16 protein-coding genes are annotated in these 18113 nt (G+C 71.7%); 8 read left to right on the top strand and 8 right to left on the bottom strand.

All coding sequences use genetic code 11. From position 1 onward, the window contains the following. Window positions 1-32 precede the first annotated feature (32 nt). The 4 genes from EST54_RS04830 to EST54_RS04815 form a co-directional block, all read right to left on the bottom strand. A complete protein-coding gene (locus tag EST54_RS04830; RefSeq protein ID WP_129245370.1) occupies window positions 33-767 on the bottom strand; it encodes an SRPBCC family protein in 735 nt (244 codons plus the stop codon). Window positions 768-769: 2 nt separating this feature from the next. Further along, a complete protein-coding gene (locus EST54_RS04825; protein WP_129245368.1) occupies window positions 770-1408 on the bottom strand; it encodes an ArsR/SmtB family transcription factor in 639 nt (212 codons plus the stop codon). A gap of 273 nt (window positions 1409-1681) precedes the next feature. After that, window positions 1682-2548, bottom strand: a complete 867-nt coding sequence (locus tag EST54_RS04820) for a siderophore-interacting protein (protein WP_129245366.1) — start codon at window positions 2546-2548, stop codon at window positions 1682-1684. Between the two features lie 48 nt (window positions 2549-2596). Further along, window positions 2597-3511: a 5'-3' exonuclease gene (locus EST54_RS04815; protein WP_129245440.1), complete on the bottom strand. Its 915-nt coding sequence runs from the start codon at window positions 3509-3511 to the stop codon at window positions 2597-2599. A gap of 226 nt (window positions 3512-3737) precedes the next feature. On the opposite strand from EST54_RS04815, the gene EST54_RS04810 reads away from it, so the two are divergent. The 4 genes from EST54_RS04810 (at window position 3738) to EST54_RS04795 (ending at window position 9103) form a co-directional block, all read left to right on the top strand. Then, complete coding sequence (locus EST54_RS04810; RefSeq protein WP_129245364.1) at window positions 3738-4961, top strand: quaternary amine ABC transporter ATP-binding protein; 1224 nt, start codon at window positions 3738-3740, stop codon at window positions 4959-4961. Beyond that, window positions 4954-7554 carry an ABC transporter permease/substrate binding protein gene (locus tag EST54_RS04805; RefSeq protein WP_129245362.1) on the top strand — a complete coding sequence of 867 codons (2601 nt, stop codon included), beginning with the start codon at window positions 4954-4956 and terminating at the stop codon, window positions 7552-7554. Before EST54_RS04810 ends, EST54_RS04805 begins: the two co-directional genes overlap by 8 nt. Window positions 7555-7857: 303 nt before the next feature. Beyond that, window positions 7858-8304, top strand: a complete 447-nt coding sequence (locus tag EST54_RS04800; protein WP_129245360.1) for a hypothetical protein — start codon at window positions 7858-7860, stop codon at window positions 8302-8304. Window positions 8305-8365: 61 nt separating this feature from the next. After that, window positions 8366-9103: a helical backbone metal receptor gene (locus EST54_RS04795; protein WP_129245359.1), complete on the top strand. Its 738-nt coding sequence runs from the start codon at window positions 8366-8368 to the stop codon at window positions 9101-9103. Between the two features lie 18 nt (window positions 9104-9121). On the opposite strand, the gene EST54_RS04790 is transcribed toward EST54_RS04795, so the two are convergent. Beyond that, the gene (locus tag EST54_RS04790) at window positions 9122-10264 is read right to left on the bottom strand and encodes a TDT family transporter (protein ID WP_129245357.1); all 1143 of its coding nucleotides are present in this window, start codon (window positions 10262-10264) and stop codon (window positions 9122-9124) included. Window positions 10265-10363: 99 nt separating this feature from the next. On the opposite strand from EST54_RS04790, the gene EST54_RS04785 reads away from it, so the two are divergent. After that, window positions 10364-11293, top strand: coding sequence for a LysR family transcriptional regulator (locus EST54_RS04785; RefSeq protein ID WP_129245355.1), 930 nt, complete (start codon window positions 10364-10366; stop codon window positions 11291-11293). Window positions 11294-11330: 37 nt separating this feature from the next. On the opposite strand, the gene EST54_RS04780 is transcribed toward EST54_RS04785, so the two are convergent. The 3 genes from EST54_RS04780 to EST54_RS04770 all read right to left on the bottom strand — a co-directional run bounded on the left by EST54_RS04780 (window position 11331) and on the right by EST54_RS04770 (window position 14479). Continuing rightward, window positions 11331-12026 (bottom strand): gamma-glutamyl-gamma-aminobutyrate hydrolase family protein, encoded by a 696-nt coding sequence (locus EST54_RS04780; RefSeq protein ID WP_129245353.1) that lies wholly within the window; start codon window positions 12024-12026, stop codon window positions 11331-11333. A 13-nt stretch (window positions 12027-12039) separates the two neighbouring features. Further along, complete coding sequence (locus EST54_RS04775) at window positions 12040-13479, bottom strand: amino acid permease (RefSeq protein WP_239012260.1); 1440 nt, start codon at window positions 13477-13479, stop codon at window positions 12040-12042. A 280-nt stretch (window positions 13480-13759) separates the two neighbouring features. After that, window positions 13760-14479: a FadR/GntR family transcriptional regulator gene (locus EST54_RS04770; protein ID WP_129245351.1), complete on the bottom strand. Its 720-nt coding sequence runs from the start codon at window positions 14477-14479 to the stop codon at window positions 13760-13762. A 73-nt stretch (window positions 14480-14552) separates the two neighbouring features. Here EST54_RS04770 and EST54_RS04765 point away from each other — a divergent pair, with 73 nt between their 5' ends. From EST54_RS04765 to EST54_RS04755, 3 genes are read left to right on the top strand one after another with little or no spacing between them, the layout of a single operon-like run. After that, complete coding sequence (locus EST54_RS04765) at window positions 14553-15920, top strand: glutamine synthetase family protein (protein WP_129245349.1); 1368 nt, start codon at window positions 14553-14555, stop codon at window positions 15918-15920. Between the two features lie 10 nt (window positions 15921-15930). After that, window positions 15931-17307, top strand: a complete 1377-nt coding sequence (locus EST54_RS04760) for an aldehyde dehydrogenase family protein (RefSeq protein WP_129245347.1) — start codon at window positions 15931-15933, stop codon at window positions 17305-17307. Beyond that, window positions 17308-18093: a 3-oxoacyl-ACP reductase gene (locus EST54_RS04755; RefSeq protein ID WP_129245345.1), complete on the top strand. Its 786-nt coding sequence runs from the start codon at window positions 17308-17310 to the stop codon at window positions 18091-18093. Window positions 18094-18113: the final 20 nt, after the last annotated feature.

Below are 18113 nucleotides of genomic sequence, written 5' to 3'. Positions count from 1 at the left end.
CGCTCGGGACGACGCGCCGGGGGTGCGGACGGTCAGCCCGCGGCATCCGCCGTGTACACCCCGTCCAGCCAGCTCTGCCAGGCCCGTCCGGCCTTCTCGGCGTCGGTGTCGCCGGCGAACAGATGGAGTGTGAGGCCGACCGGCGCCTTGAAGGCGTTGCGCCCGAAGAAGCGGTACAGCCCGCCGTCGGTGCGCAGGCCGAGGAAGTGCTCGGTGCGGTAGTCGACGACCGCGTCCAGCGGGGCCGTGCCCGGCAGTTCGAGGCGCAGCCGGTCGCCCACCGCCGTCGTGGCTCTGACGCCGAGGGCGCGCAGCAGCCGCTCGAACCCGTCGGGGGTGAGCGATGCCGCCGGGCCCTGGATGTCGGCGAAGGCGGCCGGGCGGCCCGTGAAGTGCGCCAGGTACTGCCCGAGGGTGTGCAGGTAGAAGTCGGTGTGCAGGGAGGCGCCGTCGTACTGGCCGTCCCAGTCGTCGTCGCTCAGCACGCCGCTGTGGACGTACCGCAGTACGGCGGTGCCGCCGTCGCGGGCCTCGATGACGTACTCCAGCGCGTTGAACCAGCCGTCCTCGCCGTCCATCCGGACCTCGAAGCGGTGCGGCGGCTCCCAGACGGTGACCGCGTCGTCCGCCGCGTCGCTGCCCCCGACGCCGGCGACCTCCTCCTTGGGGAACATCCACGCCCCCGTACCGGTGGTGACGGCCGCGAAGACGTCTTCGGGGGCGGCCGGCAGCACGACCTCCCGGCGGATCTCGAACTCTCTGGGCATGGCTACTCCTCGGTCGGTGCGGTGGGCCGGTGCGCCGGGGCCGGCGCGGGTTCGTCGGCGGCACGGGTGATGCTGGGGTGCAGGGCGACGATCAGCCGGTGCTTGCGCCCGCCCGCCGCGCCGTCGTCGTGGTATTTCGCGACGAGGTGGTTCACGCTCGCGCCGAGTTCCTCGGCGAAGGCGGCCCGGTCGGCGGCCGAGGCGAACCGGATCTCACCGTCGACGGCGAAGGTCGCCAGCTGTTGCCGCGCCTTGGCCGAGCGCGTGATGAGCTCGCCCACCTCGCGCACCAGCCGGGCCGCGAGGGCCAGCAGCCAGCGGGCGGAGAGCTGGTCCGGCGCCCGGCCCGGGTCGGGCGCGACCGCGGCCAGCGCGGCGGGGGAGATCACATAGGACGCGGCCGTCGCCTGCACGATCCGCTCCGTCACATTGCCCTTGCGGCGCTCCTCGACCAGCTCGACCAGGCCGTGCCGCTCCAGGGCCCGCAGGTGGTAGTTGACCTTCTGCCGGGACAGGCCGACCTGCGCGGCCAGCGTCGTCGCCGAACCCGGCACGGCGAGCACGGCCAGCAGCCGCGCCCGCACCGGATCCAGCGAGACCCCGGCGGCGGCCGGATCGTCGATCACTGCTACATCGATCACCTCACCAGAGTGCAACCGAAAAACTTTGTTGTCAAGGAATGGAATGTTGTCGGAGGACGGGGGTGACCTTGTGGTGGCGAGGGGTGGCGATGCGGGTGGGGAGGGCGCGCGGGCCGGGGGAGGACGCCTTGAGTCAGCGACGGCGCCACGAGTCACACACGGCACGCCAAGGGCCCGGAGCTGACGTCGAGTTGCTCCGGGCCCGTGGGGAAACGGGTGGCCCACGCCTGCGCCTGCGGGGGCCGCGTCGTGCCGGGGCTGCCGCCCCGTGGGTCAGGAGGTCGTCGCTGCCGGGGACTCCTGCTCGGCCTCGACCTGCTGGTTCCAGTCGCGCTTGGAGGCCTGCCAGCCGTCCTCGTCATGGCCGGAGCGCCAGTAGCCGGAGATGGACAGCGCCTCGCGGGGGACGTCCCGCTCGACGCGGAGCAGCCGGCGCAGCTCCTTCACGAAGCCGGCCTCGCCGTGCACGAACGCCTGGACCTCGCCGGCCGGGAACTCCAGCGCCCTGACGGCCGCGACCAGTTCGCGGCCGACGGGGGCGTCGGCGCGGTACAGCCAGTGGATCTCGGCGCCGGCCGGGGCCGTCAGGTCCTGGCGCTCCTGCGGGCCCGCCACCTCGATGAAGGCGTGCACCTGCGCCCCCGAGGGCATCCGGGCGAGCGAGGCCGCGATGGCCGGCAGGGCGCTCTCGTCCCCCGCCAGCAGATGCCAGTCGGCGTCGGCGTCCGGGGCGTAGGCCCCGCCGGGGCCGAGGAACAGGATCTCGTCGCCCGGCTGTGCCGCGGCCGCCCACGGTCCGGCCAGGCCCTCGTCGCCGTGCACCACGAAATCCACGGTCAGTTCACGGCTGCCGGCATCCCAGGCCCGGACGGTGTAGGTACGGGTCCTGGGCCACTGGGTGCGCGGGAAGTCGGCGCGGATCTGCGCGATGTCGAACGGCTCGGGGTACTGCACGCCGGGCACCGGGAAGAGCAGCTTGATGTAGTGGTCGGCGTACTCGCCCGCCGAGAACTCCGCCAACTCCGCCGGCCCCTCACCCCCCAGCACCACGCGGACCATGTGCGGGGTGAGCCGCTCCGCGCGCTGTACCCGGGCGCGGTGCACGGTGGGCTTCTTGCGGGACGGACGCTCTGCAGCCACGGCGGTCTCCCCTGACGCGTGATGGTTAGGTTTACCTAACTTAACAGTTCACCGCCGCAGTGTGAGGAGCAGCCGCTGCAGCGCCCCGCCCAGACCCCACCGCGCGGCCAGCGCCTCCAGCCGCTCGGGGTCGGCCGGCTCGGCCGGGAGGGTGTGGTCGACGGCGGGGACGGGCGCGTCGGTGGCCACCTTCACGACCTTCGGCGCGACCGCCAGGTACGGGCCTGCCTCCCGCAGCCGGGTGCGCTGGGCGGGGGTCACCTTCGAGGCCGGGTCGGCCGCGGCGGCCAGGATGCCTGCCAGGTCTCCGTAGGCGTCCAGCAGCTTGGCGGCGGTCTTCTCGCCGATGCCCGGTACGCCGGGCAGGCCGTCGCTGGGGTCGCCGCGCAGCAGTGCCAGATCGGCGTAACCGGGGCCGTCCACGCCGTACTTCGCGCGCAGCAGCGCCTCGTCGGTGACCTGGAGGGTGCCGACGCCCTTGAGCGGATACAGGACGCGGATGCCGCGCCGGTCGTCGACGAGCTGGAAGAGGTCGCGGTCGCCGGTGACGATGTCGACCGGGCCCGTCGCCCGGGCGGTCAGTGTGCCGATGACGTCGTCGGCCTCGTACCCGGCCGCTCCGATACGGGCGATGCCCAGGGCGTCCAGGACGTCCTCGATGACCGGGACCTGCGGCGAGAGGGTGTCGGGGATCTCCTCCTCGTCGGGCTCCGCGGACCCGGCGGGGGCCTCCTCGGCGACCCGGTGGGCCTTGTACGAGGGGATCAGATCGACCCGCCACTGCGGGCGCCAGTCGAAGTCCATGCAGGCGACCAGGTCATCGGGGTGGTGGTCCTGGACGAGGCGGGCGATGAAGTCCAGCAGTCCGCGTACCGCGTTCACGGGAGTGCCGTCCGGGGCCCTGACCGATTCCGGTACCCCGAAATAGGCGCGGAAGTAGAGCGAGGCGGTGTCGAGGAGCATCAGGCGTCGAGTCACATCCCGCATGATGCCGTATGCCCCATACGTCACACAGGTGTGATCTAAAACACCGATGTGTTTGGGACAGATAAAGGCGGGCAGACGCGCACGCGGAGCTGACCGGTAGCGGATTCAAATATTCCACCGGTAAGGCGGGCCGACCCCGTGTCGCTCCACGACCTGTCCGTGGGGGTGACAGGTCGTTTCTCGTGCGACAAGAGAGGCATATGTGGCCAGGCTGCAAGCCGAGCACCTGTACAAAGTGTTCGGCAGAAGACCCGAGGAAGCGGTCCGCAGGCTCCGGGACGGTGCCGGCCGCGAGGAACTGCGGGACGAAGGCACCACCGCGGCGGTGATCGACGCCTCGATCGAGGTGGACGAGGGCCAGATATTCGTGGTCATGGGCCTGTCCGGATCCGGCAAGTCCACGCTGCTGCGCACGCTCAACGGGCTGCTGGAGCCCACCGCGGGAACCGTACGGTTCGACGGCCAGGACCTCACGTCGCTCAGCGACAAGGAGCTGCGCAAGGTCCGCTCCGAGAAGATCTCCATGGTCTTCCAGCACTTCGCGCTCTTCCCGCACCGCAGCGTGCTGGAGAACGCCGCCTACGGCCTCGACGTGCAGGGCGTACCGCGCGCCGAGCGCACCAGGCGCGCCACCGAGGCGCTGGAACTCACCGGGCTCAAGGGCTGGGAGAAGTCCTGGCCCGACGAGCTCTCCGGCGGTATGCAGCAGCGCGTGGGCCTGGCCCGGGCGCTGGCCACCGACGCCGATCTGCTGCTGATGGACGAGTCGTTCAGCGCCCTCGACCCGCTGATCCGGCGGGACATGCAGGACCAGCTGCTGGAACTGCAGAAGACCCTGAAGAAGACCATCGTCTTCATCACCCACGACCTCAACGAGGCGATGCGCCTCGGCGACCGGATCGCGGTGATGCGGGACGGCCGGATCGTGCAGATCGGCAGCGCCGAGGACATCCTCCTGCGGCCCGCCAACGACTATGTGGCGTCCTTCATCCAGGACGTCGACCGCAGCCGGGTGCTCACCGCCGGCGCGGTGATGGCCGAGGTCGGCACCGTACTGGGTGCCACGGCCCCCGACGGCCGGACGCTCGGCACCGCCGCGGAGTTCCGGGCCGCCGCGCCCGCGACGGTCGGTATCGACACCCCGCTCGCCGAGCTGTTCGCCCCCTGCTCGACCAGCACCGTTCCGGTCGCCGTGACCGACGCGCACGGTGAACTGGCCGGCGCCGTACCGGCCGAGCGGCTGCTCGCCGTCCTCGGCGACGGCGCGGACCGGGAGCCGGCCTCCGGCATCCCCTCCCAGGACACCGGCGCGCCCGCCACGACGGCGCGGCTCGACAAGCAGCCCGCCACGGGCACGGCGGCGGAGGACTCCCCGGCCGCGCCCGGGGACGACGCGCCCGAGGACGAGGTGAGCGCCGATGCCTAGGATCCCGATAGGCAGCTGGGCCGAGGGTGCCGTCAACTGGCTGCGCGACCACCTCGACTGGCTCTTCACCCTCATCACGAAGGTGCTGAACGGCCTCTACGACGTCATCCACACGGTCCTGTCCGGGCCCGAACCGCTGCTGCTGGCCGGCATCCTCGCGGTGCTCGCCTGGTGGCTGCGTGGTCTGCCGGCGGCCCTGCTGACCTTCCTCGGCTTCGCGCTGATCAAGTCGGTCGAACAGTGGGGCCCGACCATCGAGTCGCTCTCCCTGGTGCTGGTGGCCTGCCTGATCACCATCGTGGTCGCCGTGCCGCTCGGTATCTGGGCGGCCCGCAGCCGGGTCGTCGGCGGGGCGCTGCGCCCGGTCCTGGACCTGATGCAGACGATGCCGGCGATGGTCTACCTCATCCCCGGCATCCTCTTCTTCGGCCTCGGCGTCGTGCCCGGCATCGTCGCCACCATCGTCTTCTCCATGCCGCCCGCGGTCCGGATGACCGAGCTCGGCATCCGGCAGGTCGACGAGGAACTGGTCGAGGCGGCCGAGGCGTTCGGCACCCACCCGCGGCGCACGCTCTTCCGGGTGCAGCTGCCGCTGGCGCTGCCCACGATCATGGCCGGTATCAACCAGGTCATCATGCTGGCGCTGTCCATGGTCGTCATCGCCGGCATGGTCGGCGGCGGCGGTCTCGGCTCGTCGGTCTACAACGCGATCAGCTCGGTCGATGTGGCGCTGGGCGCCGAGGCCGGACTCGCGGTGGTCATCCTCGCCATGTACCTGGACCGGATGACCGGCGCGCTCAACCAGCGGGTCTCCCCGCTCGGCCGGCGCGCGCTGGCCAAGGCGCAGGCGGCGCTGGGCGGGATGAAGTTCCTGCACTGGCGGCCCGCCACCTCCGTGGCGATGGTCGGTGTGGTCGTGCTCGCGCTGCTCGCCGGCGGGATGAGCTACTTCGGCAGGTCCGGCGGCCCGTCCGGCGGCGGCAACGGCCGGCCGATCAGCCTCGGTTACGTCAACTGGGACGAGGGCAAGGCCACCACCTACCTGTGGAAGGAGATCCTGGAGCAGCGGGGCTACAAGCCCAAGGTCCAGGCGCTGGAGGCCGGTCCGCTGTTCGCCGGGCAGGCCCGCGGTGACATCGACGTCCAGACCAATGCCTGGCTGCCGACCACCCACGCCTCGTACTGGAAGAAGTACAAGGACAAGCTGGAGGACCTCGGGGCCTGGTACGACAAGACCTCGCTGGAGATCGCGGTCCCGTCGTACATGAAGGGCATCACGTCCCTCGACGACCTCAAGGGCAAGGGCGGCCAGTTCGGCGGCAAGATCACCGGTATCGAGCCGGGTGCCGGCGAGATGAAGATCCTCAAGGACAAGGTCCTCAAGGACTACGGCCTGGGCGGCGAGTACAAGGTCCAGGAGTCCAGCACCGCGTCGATGCTCAGCGAGCTGGACCGCTCGATCCGCGCCAAGAAGCCGGTCGCGGTCACGCTGTGGTCGCCGCACTGGGCGTACGACAAGTACAAGCTCACCAAGCTCAAGGACCCCAAGGGCTCCTTCGGCTCCGGAGACAGCCTGCATCTGCTGGGCCGCAAGGGCTTCGCCAAGGACGAGCCCCAGGTCGCCAAGTGGATGAAGAACTTCCATCTGGACGAGAAGCAGCTCACCAGCCTCGAGAACGACATCAAGAGCGCCGGTGAGGGCCATGAGCAGGACGGTGTGCGCACCTGGCTCAAGAAGCACCCGGGCCTGGTCGACAAGGTCGCGCCGTCCGCGGACGCCTCCTACGCCAAGGGCAAGGACGCGGGCAAGGCCCCGAACATCGGCTACCCCGCGTGGGACGAGGGCATCGCCACCACGTACCTGTGGAAGAACGTCCTGGAGAAGCGCGGCTACAAGCCGAACATCCGCAACCTCGACATCGGGCCGATGTGGACCGGGCTGTCCACGGGCCAGATCGATGTGGAGACCGACGGCTGGCTTCCGGTGGCGCAGAAGCAGTACTGGGACAAGTACAAGAAGGATCTCGTCGACGTCGGGGCCTGGTACGACAAGACCTCGCTGGAGATCGCGGTCCCGTCCTACGTCAAGGGCGTCAAGACGCTCGACGATCTGCGCAAGCACAAGGACGAGTTCGGCGGCAAGATCATCGGGATCGAGCCCGGCACCGGCGAGATGAAGCGCCTCAAGGACACCGTCGCCCCGGCGTACGGCCTGAAGGACTTCGAGGTCACCTCGGCCGGCACCAGCGCCATGCTGACCGAGCTGGACCGGGCGTACCACAAGAAGGAGCCCGTCGCCGTGGTGCTGTGGTCGCCGCACTGGGCCTACAGCAAGTACAAGCTCACCAAGCTCGCGGATCCCAAGGGCACCTGGGGCGCCAACAACCAGATCAAGACGCTCGGCAACAAGAGCTTCCCGAAGAAGTTCCCGGAGTTCGCCGGCTGGCTGAAGAACTGGAAGATGAACGCCGATGAGCTCGGCAGCCTGGAGAAGGACATCCAGGACGCCGGCAAGGGCAACGAGAACAAGGGCGTCGAGAAGTGGATCGGTGACCATCCGGGCATCGTCGACAAGATGGCGCCGGTGAAGTAGGCGAGCGGGGCGTGCCCGGCCCGCTCCCGCAGTGGGCCCCGTCCCCGGCCACCGGCCGGGCGGCGGGGCCTCTCGCATGGGCGGCCCGTGCCGGTGCCCCGTTCGGCGGCGGCCGCCGCGGGCCGCCGCCGGTCCCAAACGCGGCCGGTACGGCGAGATCTCCGCACGGCTCACCTGACCGGCCGCGTTTGCTGCGCGGCGGAACGGGACAGGTGATTCGCTCTCGTATATGACGGTATTTCCTTGGCGGTCGCCGTGGTCTGCCCACGGCCGCAGCGGTCGCGGACGCCGAAGGAGAGGATCGTGAAGCCTGCGCACACCGCCGCTGCCGCCCTGCTCGGCGTCACCGTCCTGGGCCTCGCCGCGCCCGCCGCGTCGGCCCATGTCGAGCCGGACCCCATGGTGGCCGGGCAACGGGTGCGCATCAGCGACGGCAGCCGGTGTGCCGCGGCCACCGGGGCGCGGGTGGCCTCGCCGCTGTTCGGGTCGGTGGTGCTGCGGCCGGGACACCGCGGGATGGCCGCCGATGCCCGGGTCGCCGAGGGGACGGCCCCGGGCCGCTACCCGGTCACCGTCGAATGCGGGCCGGGCCGGGAGCGGTTCACCGAGACCGTCACCGTGCGGGACGGCCGGGTCGAGGGGGTCGACGCCGGTCAGGCGGTGGGTGGTCTGGCGCTGTTCGCCCTGGCCGGGGGCGCGGCGTACTGGCTCCGCCGCACCGCCAACGGGCGCTCCCCGGGGACGGGTTGACCGGCTGCTGCCCGGCGGCGGTCCGCGGCCGGGCCGGTGCGCGGGCGCGTACCGTGGGCGGATGACCGGTCCTCGTTCCCCCCGGCGCGTGGTGTCCCTGGTGCCCTCTCTCACCGAGGCGGTGGCCGCCTGCGCGCCTGAGCTGCTGGTCGGGGCCACCGACTGGTGCAGCCACCCCGCCGGGCTCGACGTCGCCCGTATCGGCGGCACCAAGAATCCCGACCTCGGCGCGATCGCCGCGCTGGCGCCCGGGCTCGTCCTCGCCAACGAGGAGGAGAACCGTCCGCAGGACCTGGCCGCGCTCCGTGCCGCGGGGACGGACGTCCTGGTCACCGAGGTGCGGACGCTGGACCAGGCGTGGCGCGAGCTGACCCGGGTGCTGGTGGACGGCTGCGGGCTGCCCAGGCCCGGGTGGCTGGCGGCCGCCGAGGCCGCCTGGCGGGAGCTGCCGGTCCCGGCCACGGAGCGCACCGCGGTGGTGCCCATCTGGCGCCGGCCGTGGCGGGTGCTGGGCCGGGACACCTTCGCCGGTGACCTCCTGGCCCGCCTCGGCGTACGCAACCGGTACGCCGGCCACGCCGACCGCTACCCCCGGATCCCGCTGGAGGAACTGAACGGCGCGGGCGCCGAGCTCGTCGTGCTGCCCGACGAGCCGTACCGCTTCACCGCGGAGGACGGTCCCGAGGCTTTTCCCGCGCTGCCCGCGGCGCTGGTCAGCGGCCGCCATCTGACCTGGTACGGGCCGTCGCTGGTGGCGGCCCCGGCGGTGCTGGCCGAGGCGCTGGCCACGGCCCGCTGACCGCCGGGCGTTCGGCGGCTACGGGGTGACCGGCCGGGGCGGCGCCGGCAGGTGTCCGCGGGCCAGCCCGAGAGCGGTGCGGGTGAAGGCCACCGCCACCGCCGTGACGAGCAGTGCGTAGAGGGCCACCGCGAGCCCGTCGAAGGCGCCCAGCCCGGTCTGCCGGGCCAGTCCCGCCGCCCCCGTGACACAGGTCCCCAGCGGGAAGGTGAAGCCCCACCAGGTCAGCGTGAACCCCATGCCGTTGCGGACGGCGCGGACCACCATCGCCGTCGCGAGCGCGAGCCAGAGCAGGGCGAAGCCCATCACCGGGACGCCGTAGAGCACCGCGAAGGCGCCCATCGCGGGCGCCAGGGAGGCGTCCACGACTCCGGGCGCGACATGGGCGAGGTTGGTGACGGCGGTGGTGGACTGGCCCAGCGGGCCCAGGACGAGGAACAGCGTGGGGGTCAGGGCGAGGGGCAGCGGGCCGTGATGGAGCAGCCGGGACAGCACGAGCGGCAGCACGAGCAGGGTGGCCAGCAGGGACATCCCGAACAGCGCATAGCAGGCGTACAGCAGGGTCTGCCGCCACGGGCCGGCCGGCAGATGCGGCACCAGGGCGGGGCCCAGCGCCGCCGAGACCATGGGCGCGACCAGCGGCAGCAGCCAGACGGGGGAGGCGCTGCCGGCGTCGATGCGGTGCCGGGTCACCATCAGATACGGGATCGCCGCGGCCGCCGTGAGGCCGACGAGGGTGCCCAGGCTCCACAGGACGGCGTCGGCGGCGAGGGCGGCGGGTGCGCCGATGACCTCCCGGCCCACGGCCAGCGTGCCGCCGCCCACCGCCAGCAGCGCCATCGCCGTACAGCCGTGGAAGGGGGCGACCGCGGGGTCCAGCAGATGGCGGCGCACCTGGTCCCCGTGGCGGACCCAGTGCACACCCCGGGCGGCCAGCAGGGCCAGCAGCATCAGCGCCGACAGCGCCCAGACGGCCTGGTACGCGAGACGGGCACCGTTCGCCGTGAACGGCAGGGCCGCACCGGCGCCGGCGACGATCGCCGTCCCCATGACGGCGGCGTACCAGTTGGGCCCGAGGTGGCGTACCGAGCGTGGGGGAGCGGGGGTGCCGGTGCCTGTGCCGGTGACGGCGCGGGAAGCCGTGTGCGCGAGGGTTGCCATGGCATCCAGCGTGGTGGCCGGGCGCCGGCGCCACCAGGGGCATCGCGTCTATGAGGGCATAAGCTGGGTTTATGTGCAGAGGCGTGTTTGGGGGAGTCGATGGGTGACGAGGCCGAGCCCGCCGTGTCGCTGGCACACCGGGTCCCGGATCTCGGTGCGCTGGAGCTGCTGCTCGCCGTCGCCCGGCTCGGCAGCCTGGGGCGGGCCGCCCGTGCGCGCGGGATCAGCCAGCCCGCCGCCAGCAGCCGGATCCGGTCCATGGAGCGGCAGTTGGGGGTGGCGCTGGTCGAACGCTCGCCGCGCGGCTCCCGGCTGACGGACGCCGGTGCGCTGGTGACGGACTGGGCGCGGCGGGTGGTGGAGGCGGCCGAGGCCTTCGACGCGGGGGCGCAGGCGCTGCGCGGCCGGCGCGATTCCCGGCTGCGGGTCGCGGCCAGCATGACGATCGCCGAGTATCTGCTGCCGGGGTGGCTGATCGCGCTGCGCGCCCAGCGGCCCGGGACCGCCGTCTCGCTGCTCGCCGGCAATTCCCGCGCGGTCGCCGAGCGGCTGCTGACCGGCGCGGCCGACCTCGGATTCGTGGAGGGGCTCGAGGTGCCGGAGGGGCTGGACGGGACGGTCATCGGGCACGACCGGCTGATCGTGGTCGCCGCCCCGTCCCACCCCTGGACCCGGCGGCGTACCGAGCTGACCGCCGCCGAACTCGCGGCCACCCCGCTGATTCTGCGCGAGCGCGGCTCGGGGACGCGGCAGGTGCTGGACGCGGCGCTGGCCCGCCACGGCGGACTGGCCGCACCGCTCCTCGAACTCGCCTCGACCACCGCCGTGAAGGCGGCGGTGGTGAGCGAGGCGGCCCCCTCCGTCCTGAGCGAACTCGCCGTCGGGGAGGAGCTGACCGCGCGCCGGCTGGTGGAGATTCCGGTACGCGGGCTGCGGCTGGGCCGGGAGCTGCGTGCCGTGTGGCCGGCCGGTCAGCGCCCGGCGGGCCCGGCCCGCCAGCTGCTGGGACTGACCCGCCCGACGGCCTGAGCGGCCCCCGCACCGGCGGGCCGCCCCGCCCGCGGGATCACTCCGTGGCGGCCGCCCCGCCCGCCGCCACCAGGGCTTCCATCACCCGGGTGTCGTCGCCGGCCTCCGGGTGCCACTGCACCGCCAGCGTGAAGCCGGGCGCGTCCGGCAGCTCCAGGGCCTCGATGGTGCCGTCCTCCGCGTAGGCCGAGGCCAGCAGTCCGCGGCCGAGCCGGTCCACGGCCTGGTGGTGGTACGTCGGCACGGAGACCGGCTCGGGCAGCGTACGGCCCAGCAGCGTCCCGGGAACCGGCTTGATGTCGTGCCGCTCGAAGACGCCGGGGGCGCCCGCGTGGCCGTCGAGGTGCTGGACGAGGGTGCCGCCCAGCGCCACGTTCAGCAGCTGGAGGCCGCGGCAGATGCCCAGCAGCGGGACGCCGTCCGCCAACGCGGCCTCGATCAGGGCCAGTTCCCAGGCGTCCCGGTCCAGGGACGGCGGGCCGGTGCGGGGGTGCGGCTCCGCGCCGTACCGCGCCGGTGCCACATCCGCGCCGCCGGCGATCACCACCGCGTCCAGCCGCGCCACCGTCGCGGCGGCTGCCGCCGGATCGCCCGGCGGCAGCAGCACGGGCAGCCCGCCCGCGCGCTGCACCAGCCGCGGATATCCGGCGGGCACCAGCGCGGCCGGCAGCGTCCAGACCCCCCAGCTGGCTTCCTGCTGGTAGGTGCTGATGCCGATGAGAGGCTTGGACACGGATCCCGTCCCTTCAGAATTCCAGTTCGTGCTCAATGGCGGCCAGCTCCTCGGCCGAGCCCTGGACCTTCGGGCCGGTGAACCACTTGCGGGCCGACACCAGCCACCAGATGCCGGCGAAGCCGAGGACGACGAGGACGGCGATCGGGGTGTAGTTGAAGGTGTCCGTCGTGACCGGGCTGCTCGTCGGGAGCATGAACAGGACGGAGATGACCACGGTCCATCCGACGGCGATGGTGCCGATGGCCTTGCTCCAGCGGCCGAGGTGCCACGGGCCGCGCTCGAACCGGTCGCCCTGCAGCAGCCGGAGGAAGATGGGCATGACGTAGGCGATGTACAGGCCGATCACGGCGATCGAGGTGACGGCCGCGTACGCCGTGGTGTTCCACAGGTACGGCAGGCCCAGCAGGAAGGCGCCGCCGGCGGCCAGCCAGACCGCGTTGGTCGGGGTCTTGGTCCGCTTGTTGATGCTGTGCCACAGCCGCGAGCCGGGCAGCGCGCCGTCCCGGGAGAAGGCGTAGATCATGCGCGAGTTGGCGGTGACCGACGCCATGCCGCAGAAGAACTGGGCGCCGATGGCGATCAGCAGGAGCAGCTTGCCGCCGGTGCTGCCGAGGGCGTCGATGAAGATCTGCGCCGGGGGGACGCCGGTCTTGCTGTTCAGCGCGCCGTCGTAGCTCTGGATGGCGAAGGTGATGCCGACCAGCAGGATCCAGCCGGCGACCAGCGAGACGAGGATCGACATCACGATGCCGCGCGGCCCGGCCTTGGCCGCGTCGTGGGTCTCCTCGGTCATGTGCGCCGAGGCGTCGTAGCCGGTGAAGGTGTACTGCGCGAGCAGCAGTCCCAGCAGGCCGACGTAGAGGCTGGAGTGCCAGCCGGTGTTGTTGACGACGTGCGTGAAGACGAAGGAGGCGGACTGGTGCTTCGCCGGCAGGACGACCAGCGCGCCCACGATGACCAGCACACCGAAGACGTGCCACCACACGCTGACGTTGTTGAGCAGGGAGACCAGCTTCACGCCGAGGGTGTTCAGCAGGCCGTGCGCCAGCAGTATCACTCCGAACAGCATGATCGTGTGTGCCGGGGTGGCGGTGAAGCCGAACTGCAGGTCCAGCAGCGCGTTCAGGAAGGACGCGGCCCCGAAGTCGACGCCCGCGGTCACCGCGACCTGGCCGAGGAAGTTGAACCAGCCGGTGAACCAGGACCACGCCGGGCCGCGTGAGGGGGCCAGCTTCGCCGCCCAGTAGTACAGGCCGCCCGCTGTCGGGTAGCTGGAGCAGACCTCGGCCATCGCCAGGCCCACGAACAGGGTCATGATGCCGACCACCGGCCAGCCCCAGGTGATCAGGGCGGGGCCACCGGTGTTCATGCCGAAGCCGTACAGCGTCAGACAGCCGGAGAGCACCGAGATGATGCTGAACGAGACGGCGAAGTTGGAGAACGCCGACATGGAGCGTGCGAGTTCCTGCGCGTAACCGAGTTGGTGGAGGCGCTCTTCATCGCTGGACAGCTGAGGAGATTGATGTTCCTGGTCTGGGTCCGTCGCGTGCTTGTCGATCGACACAACGCCTCCGAGGGGCCTGAAGAATCCGTGGCGGGCACGGCGTCCGACGAACCGCTCCCTGCCTCGCAATAAAGGTATGGGGCGATACCTTTGCTCCCAGGAGAGCTGAGCGCAAGACCTGGACGGAAATATCTCGTGACGGTCAGGTTTCCCGGGACGGGAAGTTTCATGACAGGAAGCCGCGCAGCAGGGCCGCGGTGCCCGCGCAGTGCTCCCGCATCACCTCGCGGGCGCCGTCCGCGTCGCCCTCCAGCACCGCCTCGACCAGCGCGCTGTGCTGGGTCTGGGAGTGCTCCAGATTCCGCACCAGCAGCGGGATGCAGTCCAGCAGATCGTTGACGCTCGCCCGCACCGCCGCGTACTGCGCCGCCAGCGAGGGCGAGCCGGACAGCTCGGCGAGCGTCAGGTGCAGCAGGGTGTCGCGCCGGCGGTAGTCGGCCAGCGGGGCTTCCTGGGTCGCCGCGAGCGCCGCCCGCAGCCGGCCTCGCTGCACGTCGGAGAGCCCGTGGGTGGCGCACAGCCCGGCCGCGCCCACCTCCAGCACCTCCCGGAAGCGCAGGGTGTCCTCGACGTCGATCTTCTCGGTCCGGCGGCGCAGCTCGGCCTCGCCCGGATTCTCCGCCCGCACCCGGACGAACGTGCCGCCGTAGCGTCCGCGCCGGCTCTCCACCAGGCCCTCGTCCTGCAGCACCTTGAGCACCTCGCGCAGGGTGACCCGGCTGATCTGCAGCCGCTCCGCCAGCTCCCGCTCCGCGGGCAGCCGCTCGCCCTGGGGTACCAGGCCGAGCCGGACGATCTGGAGTATCTGCTCCAGCGCCTCCTCGAAGCCGTTGCCCGCCCGCACCGGCCGCAGCACGGGTGCCAGTCGGTCAGCCGCACCGTCCATCGATACCCCTTCCCAATCAATGGTTCGTGTGCCTACCTTATGACCTCCGGATGCAGTGACAGGAGGCAACACCGTGGCAGACCGCACGCCCCCACTCTCCGTCGAGGAGCTCAGAGACCTCGTCGACGCCGGGGAGATCGACACTGTCGTCCTCGCCTTCACCGATATGCAAGGCCGACTCCAGGGCAAGCGGTTCGCGGCCCGATATTTCCTCGACACCGTCCTCGACCACGGCACGGAGGGCTGCAACTACCTCCTCGCCGTCGATGTCGACCTCAACACGGTCGAGGGCTACGCCATGTCCTCCTGGGAACGCGGCTACGGCGACTTCGCCATGCACGGCGACGTCGCCACCCTGCGCCGCACCCCCTGGAACCCCGGCACCGCGCTGATCACCGCCGACCTCGCCTGGCACGACCGCTCCCCGGTCGCCGCCTCGCCCCGGCAGATCCTGCGGCGTCAGCTCGACCGTCTCGCCGAGCGGGGCTGGAGCGCGTACGCCGGTACCGAGCTGGAATTCATGCTCTTCAAGGACTCCTACGAGGACGCCTGGTCCCGCGGCTACCGCGAGATGAACCCCGCCAACCAGTGGAACGGCGACTACTCCGTCCTCGGCACCGGCCGCGTCGAGCCCGTCCTGCGCCGGATCCGCAACGAGATGGGCGCGGCCGGGATGACCGTCGAGTCCGCCAAGGGCGAGTGCAACCTCGGCCAGCACGAGATCGTGTTCGTCTACGACGAGGCGCTCACCACCTGCGACCAGCACAGCATCTACAAGACCGGTGCCAAGGAGATCGCCGCCCAGGAGGGCATGTCGCTCACCTTCATGGCGAAGTACGACGAGCGCGAGGGCAACTCCTGTCACATCCACCTCTCGCTGCAGGACGAGGACGGCCGGCCGGTGCTGGCCGACGAGAGCGGCCCGTACGGCATGTCGAAGACCATGCGGCACTTCCTGGCGGGCCAGCTCGCCGCGATGCGTGACTTCACGCTCTTCTACGCGCCCAACATCAACTCCTACAAGCGCTTCCGCCCCGGTTCCTTCGCGCCCACCGCCGTCGCCTGGGGCCCCGACAACCGCACCTGTGCCCTGCGGGTGGTCGGCCACGGCCGCGCCCACCGCCTGGAGAACCGGCTGCCCGGCGGGGATGTGAACCCCTATCTCGCGGTCGCCGGCATGGTCGCGGCCGGCCTGTACGGCATCGAGCACGAGCTGGAACTCCCCGAGGCCACCACCGGCAACGCCTACACCGGCGACGCCGCCCACGTTCCCACGACCCTGCGCGAGGCCGCCGAGCTGTGGGAGAACAGCCCGATCGCCCGCGAGGCCTTCGGCGACGAGGTCGTCGACCACTACCGCCACATGGCCCGCGTCGAGCAGGACGCCTACGACGCCGCCGTCACGGACTGGGAGCGCTTCCGCTCCTTCGAGCGCATGTGAGGAACCGACCGTGTCCACTGGTCTGCACGAGCTGAAGATTCTCAACCCGGCGACCGAGGAGGTGGTGGCCACCGTCCCCACCACCTCCCCCGCCGAGGTCGACACCGCGGTCCGCCGGGCCGCCGCCGCCCAGCAGTCCTGGGCCGCGGTGGCACCCGGCGACCGGGCCCGGCTGCTGCGCCGCTTCGCCGAGGTCGTCGACGCCCATATCGAGCCGCTGGCCGCGCTCGAACTCAAGGAAGCCGGCCATCCGCTGGGCAACGCCCGGTGGGAAGCGGTCAACGTCCGCGATCTGCTGCACTACGCGGCCGGGGGAGTGGAGCGCCTGAACGGCACCCAGATCCCGGTCGCCGGCGGCCTGAACATCACCGTTCAGGAGCCGCTCGGCGTGGTCGCGGTGATCGCCCCCTGGAACTTCCCGATGCCGATCGCCGCCTGGGGCACCGCCCCCGCGCTCGCGGCCGGCAACGCGGTGCTCCTCAAGCCCGCCGAGACCACCCCGCTCACCGCGATCGAGCTCGCCGAACTCGCCCTGGAGGCGGGGCTGCCCGAAGGCCTCTTCCAGGTCCTGCCCGGCGAGGGCCCGGTCACCGGCACCGCGCTGGTCGACCACCCCGGCGTCGCCAAGGTCGTCTTCACCGGCTCCACCGCGACCGGCCGGCAGATCGCCGCCCGCTGCGCGGCACAGACCAAGCGGCTCACCCTCGAACTCGGTGGCAAGAGCCCCAACATCGTCTTCGCCGACGCCGATCTGGAGGCCGCCGCGGCCGCCGCCCCCGGCTCCTTCCTCGACAACACCGGCCAGGACTGCTGCGCCCGCAGCCGCATCCTCGTCCAGCGCTCCGTGTACGACCGCTTCATGGAGCTGCTGGAGCCCGCGGTCAAGGCGTTCACCGTCGGCGACCCGGCCGATCCCACGACCCAGATGGGCCCGCTGATCTCCGCCGCCCAGCGCGAGCGGGTACGGTCCTACGTCCCCGAGGACGCCCCGGCCGCCATCCGCGGCGAGGCGCCCGCCGGCAAGGGCTTCTGGTACCCGGCCACCGTCCTGGAGGGCCGCCCCGAGGACCGTACGGCCGTCGAGGAGATCTTCGGCCCGGTCGCGGTGGTCATGCCCTTCGACGACGAGGCCGACGCGGTCCGGATCGCCAACACCACCGACTACGGCCTGTCCGGCTCGCTGTGGACCCGGGACGTCGGCCGCGCACTGCGGGTCTCCCGCGGCGTGGCGGCCGGCAACCTCTCCGTCAACTCCCACAGCAGCGTGCGGTATTGGACCCCCTTCGGCGGGTTCAAGCAGTCCGGCCTCGGCCGTGAACTGGGACCGGACGCGCTGACCGCCTTCACCGAGACCAAGAACATCTTCATCAGCACAGAGGAGCGCTAAGTGACCGACCAGACCGCAGTGTGCCGCCGCCTCGTCGGCCGTACCGCCGTGATCACCGGAGCCGGCAGCGGCATCGGCCTGGCCACCGCCCGCCGACTGGCCTCCGAGGGCGCCCACATCGTGTGCGCCGACATCGACGACAAGGCGGGCAAGGCCGCCGCCGAAGAGGTCGGCGGCACCTTCGTCCAGGTCGATGTGACCGACTCCGAGCAGGTCGAGGCGCTCTACAAGACCGCCTTCGACACCTACGGCTCGGTGGACATCGCGTTCAACAACGCCGGCATCTCCCCGCCCGACGACGACTCGATCCTCACCACCGGCCTGGACGCCTGGAAGCGCGTGCAGGAGGTCAACCTCACCTCGGTCTACCTCTGCTGCAAGCACGCGCTGCCCTACATGCAGCGGCAGGGCAAGGGCTCCATCATCAACACCGCCTCCTTCGTGGCCGTGATGGGCGCCGCCACCTCCCAGATCAGCTACACCGCCTCCAAGGGCGGCGTGCTGTCCATGTCGCGTGAACTGGGCGTGCAGTTCGCCCGCGAGGGCATCCGGGTCAACGCGCTGTGCCCGGGGCCGGTCAACACCCCGCTGCTCAAGGAGCTGTTCGCCAAGGACCCCGAGCGCGCCGCACGCCGTCTGGTGCACGTCCCGGTGGGCCGGTTCGCCGAGCCCGAGGAGATCGCCTCCGCGGTCGCCTTCCTGGCCAGCGACGACTCCTCGTTCGTCAACGCCGCCGAATTCCTGGTCGACGGAGGGATCGCGGGTGCGTACGTCACCCCGGTGTAACCACTAGTTGTTCACCTCCA

This window comes from Streptomyces sioyaensis, assembly GCF_004122735.1.
Taxonomy (GTDB): Bacteria; Actinomycetota; Actinomycetes; order Streptomycetales; family Streptomycetaceae; genus Streptomyces; species Streptomyces sioyaensis.
Note: the sequence above shows the minus strand (reverse complement) of the source record. Positions and strands in the feature narration are given on the sequence as shown.